This is a genomic window from Streptomyces viridosporus, from assembly GCF_002078235.1.
In the GTDB taxonomy this organism is placed as follows: Bacteria; Actinomycetota; Actinomycetes; order Streptomycetales; family Streptomycetaceae; genus Streptomyces; species Streptomyces viridosporus.
This window is the reverse complement of record NZ_MSGP01000836.1, coordinates 1-3,214: the sequence shown is the minus strand read 5'-3', so window position 1 is coordinate 3,214 and position 3,214 is coordinate 1. Positions and strand designations below refer to the sequence as shown.

Below are 3,214 nucleotides of genomic sequence, written 5' to 3'. Positions count from 1 at the left end.
CAAGACCGCCGTCGTCGAGGGGCTCGCCCAGCGGATCGTCAAGGGCGACGTGCCCGAGTCGCTGAAGGACAAGCAGCTCGTCGCGCTCGACCTGGGCGCGATGGTCGCCGGGGCCAAGTACCGCGGCGAGTTCGAGGAGCGGCTGAAGACCGTCCTCGCCGAGATCAAGGACTCCGACGGGCGGATCATCACCTTCATCGACGAGCTGCACACGGTCGTCGGCGCGGGCGCCGGCGGCGACTCCGCCATGGACGCCGGCAACATGCTCAAGCCCATGCTCGCCCGCGGCGAGCTGCGCATGGTCGGCGCCACCACCCTGGACGAGTACCGCGAGCGGATCGAGAAGGACCCGGCCCTGGAGCGGCGCTTCCAGCAGGTGCTGGTCGCCGAGCCGACCGTCGAGGACTCCATCGCCATCCTGCGCGGGCTCAAGGGCCGCTACGAGGCCCACCACAAGGTCCAGATCGCCGACAGCGCGCTGGTGGCGGCGGCCACCCTCTCCGACCGCTACATCACCTCCCGCTTCCTGCCCGACAAGGCCATCGACCTCGTCGACGAGGCCGCCTCCCGGCTCCGCATGGAGATCGACTCGTCCCCCGTCGAGATCGACGAGCTCCAGCGCGCGGTCGACCGGCTGCGGATGGAGGAGCTGGCGCTCGACAAGGAGACCGACCCCGCCTCGCGCGAACGCCTGGAGAAGCTGCGCCGCGACCTCGCCGACAAGGAGGAGGAGCTGCGCGGCCTCACCGCCCGCTGGGAGAAGGAGAAGCAGTCCCTGAACCGCGTCGGTGAGCTCAAGGAGAGGCTCGACGACCTGCGCGGCCAGGCCGAGCGCGCCCAGCGCGACGGCGACTTCGACACCGCCTCCAAGCTCCTCTACGGCGAGATCCCGGCCCTGGAGCGCGACCTCGAGGCCGCCTCCGAGGCCGAGGAGGAGGCCGCCCGGGACACCATGGTCAAGGAAGAGGTGGGCCCCGACGACATCGCGGACGTCGTCGCCTCCTGGACCGGCATCCCCGCCGGGCGCCTGCTGGAGGGCGAGACGCAGAAGCTGCTGCGCATGGAGGACGAGCTCGGCAGGCGGCTCATCGGCCAGACCGAGGCCGTACGGGCGGTCTCCGACGCGGTACGGCGCTCCCGGGCCGGCGTCGCCGACCCCGACCGCCCCACCGGCTCCTTCCTCTTCCTCGGCCCGACCGGCGTCGGCAAGACCGAGCTCGCCAAGGCGCTCGCCGACTTCCTCTTCGACGACGAGCGGGCCATGGTCCGCATCGACATGTCGGAGTACGGCGAGAAGCACAGCGTGGCCCGCCTGGTCGGCGCCCCGCCCGGCTACGTCGGCTACGAGGAGGGCGGCCAGCTCACCGAGGCCGTGCGGCGGCGGCCGTACAGCGTGGTGCTCCTCGACGAGGTGGAGAAGGCCCACCCCGAGGTCTTCGACATCCTGCTCCAGGTGCTGGACGACGGCCGGCTCACCGACGGCCAGGGCCGTACGGTCGACTTCCGCAACACCATCCTGGTCCTCACCTCCAACCTGGGCAGCCAGTACCTGATCGACCCGGTGACCACCGAGGCGGAGAAGAAGGAGCAGGTGCTGGAGGCGGTCCGGTCCTCCTTCAAGCCGGAGTTCCTCAACCGCCTCGACGACCTGGTGGTCTTCTCCGCGCTGACCAAGCCCGAGCTGGAGCGCATCGCGAAGCTCCAGATCGACCGCCTGGCCCGGCGGCTCGCCGAGCGCCGGCTCACCCTGGACGTCACCGACGACGCCCTGGCCTGGCTGGCGGAGGAGGGCCTGGACCCGGCCTACGGCGCGCGGCCGCTGCGCCGTCTGGTCCAGACCGCCATCGGCGACCGGCTCGCCAAGGAGATCCTCTCCGGGGAGATCAAGGACGGCGACACGGTCCGGGTGGACCGCTTCGGCGAGGGCCTGCTGGTGGGGCCGAAGACGGGCAAGACACTCTGAGCACCCGGAACCGGGTCCCGGGCCCGCCGTCCCGTCCGGACGGTGGGCCCGCCCTTCGGTGGGTACCCGCAGATTGACCGGATCGAGTCAGCCCAGGGCAGACAGCCCCGTCGGGGCTTGCCACCCCCCTCCCCGCATGGGGGAGGATGGCGGGATCCGTACGAAGGGAAAATCACGGTGAGCATCGACCCGTCCTCGATTCCGAATTTCGGGGGCCAGCCCGAGCCGCAGCCCCAAGGACCGGCGGGCCCCGTCGTCCCGGATCAGGACCTTGTGAAGCAGCTCCTCGACCAGATGGAGCTCAAGTACGTCGTCGACGACGAGGGCGACCTCGCGGCGCCGTGGGAGCAGTTCCGCACCTACTTCATGTTCCGTGGGGAGGGTGACCAGCAGATCTTCTCCGTGCGGACGTTCTACGACCGGCCGCACCAGATCGACGAGAAGCCGCAGCTGCTCGAGTCCGTCGACGACTGGAACCGGCGCACCCTGTGGCCCAAGGTGTACACCCACACCCATGACGACGGCACCGTCCGTCTCATCGGTGAGGCCCAGATGCTGATCGGCATGGGCGTCAGCCTGGAGCACTTCGTCTCCTCGACGGTCAGCTGGGTGCGGGCCGCCATCGAGTTCGACAAGTGGCTCGTCGAGCAGCTCGGCCTGGAGAAGGAGATCAACGAAGCGGACAAGCCCGGGGACGACGAGGAGTAGCCGTCCCCGGCGGCCACCGCCGAGCACGACGGGCGGCGGGTACCGGCCAGGTACGCGCCGTCCGCGGGGAGAGCCCGGTCCGGACACCGGCCACCACGGCCGGCTGCCGGTGCCGGGCTCCCCGCGTTCAGGGGCCCCGCGCCCTTCAGTCGTTACGGGCCCCCGCGCCCCTCAGCCGTCGTGCGAGGTCGCGGTGCGCGGCGGCTGCGCCACCAACCGAAGGACGCCCACCGAGGCGCCGTCCGGCGGAGTGGAGGCGATGCCGACGACCTCGACCCGGGCACCCCACGCTTCGAGCGTCCTGGCCGTCTGCGCCGGAGTGACCTGCGAGAGGGGGAACGGGGTCGGCCGCGGGCGGCAACGCCGCCCCCGCTCATGTCGCTCGGCACGAGCCGATCCGTGGGGGAGGACAACCCCTGTGGAGCGAAGGTCCCGTCCCGGTCTGAGCGTCGCCGTGTGGCGCAGGAGCAGCTACAGCAATCAAGAGGGGGCGACCGCGTGGAGGTGGCCGACGGGTTCCCCGGCGTCGTCCCCGTCCGTGAC

At 71.3% G+C, this 3,214-nt stretch carries 2 protein-coding genes and 1 pseudogene; all 3 read left to right on the top strand.

The window, feature by feature from the left end:
- Positions 1–1,963: ATP-dependent Clp protease ATP-binding subunit (locus tag B7L92_RS38015; protein WP_081241631.1), on the top strand; the 1,963-nt coding region annotated here is incomplete at its 5' end.
- Between the two features lie 177 nt (positions 1,964–2,140).
- Positions 2,141–2,671: a YbjN domain-containing protein gene (locus tag B7L92_RS38010; RefSeq protein WP_081241630.1), complete on the top strand. Its 531-nt coding sequence runs from the start codon at positions 2,141–2,143 to the stop codon at positions 2,669–2,671.
- Positions 2,672–3,016: 345 nt separating this feature from the next.
- A pseudogene (locus B7L92_RS43325) lies at positions 3,017–3,213 on the top strand (transcriptional regulator); the annotation flags it as partial.
- Between the last annotated feature and the right edge of the window lies 1 nt (position 3,214).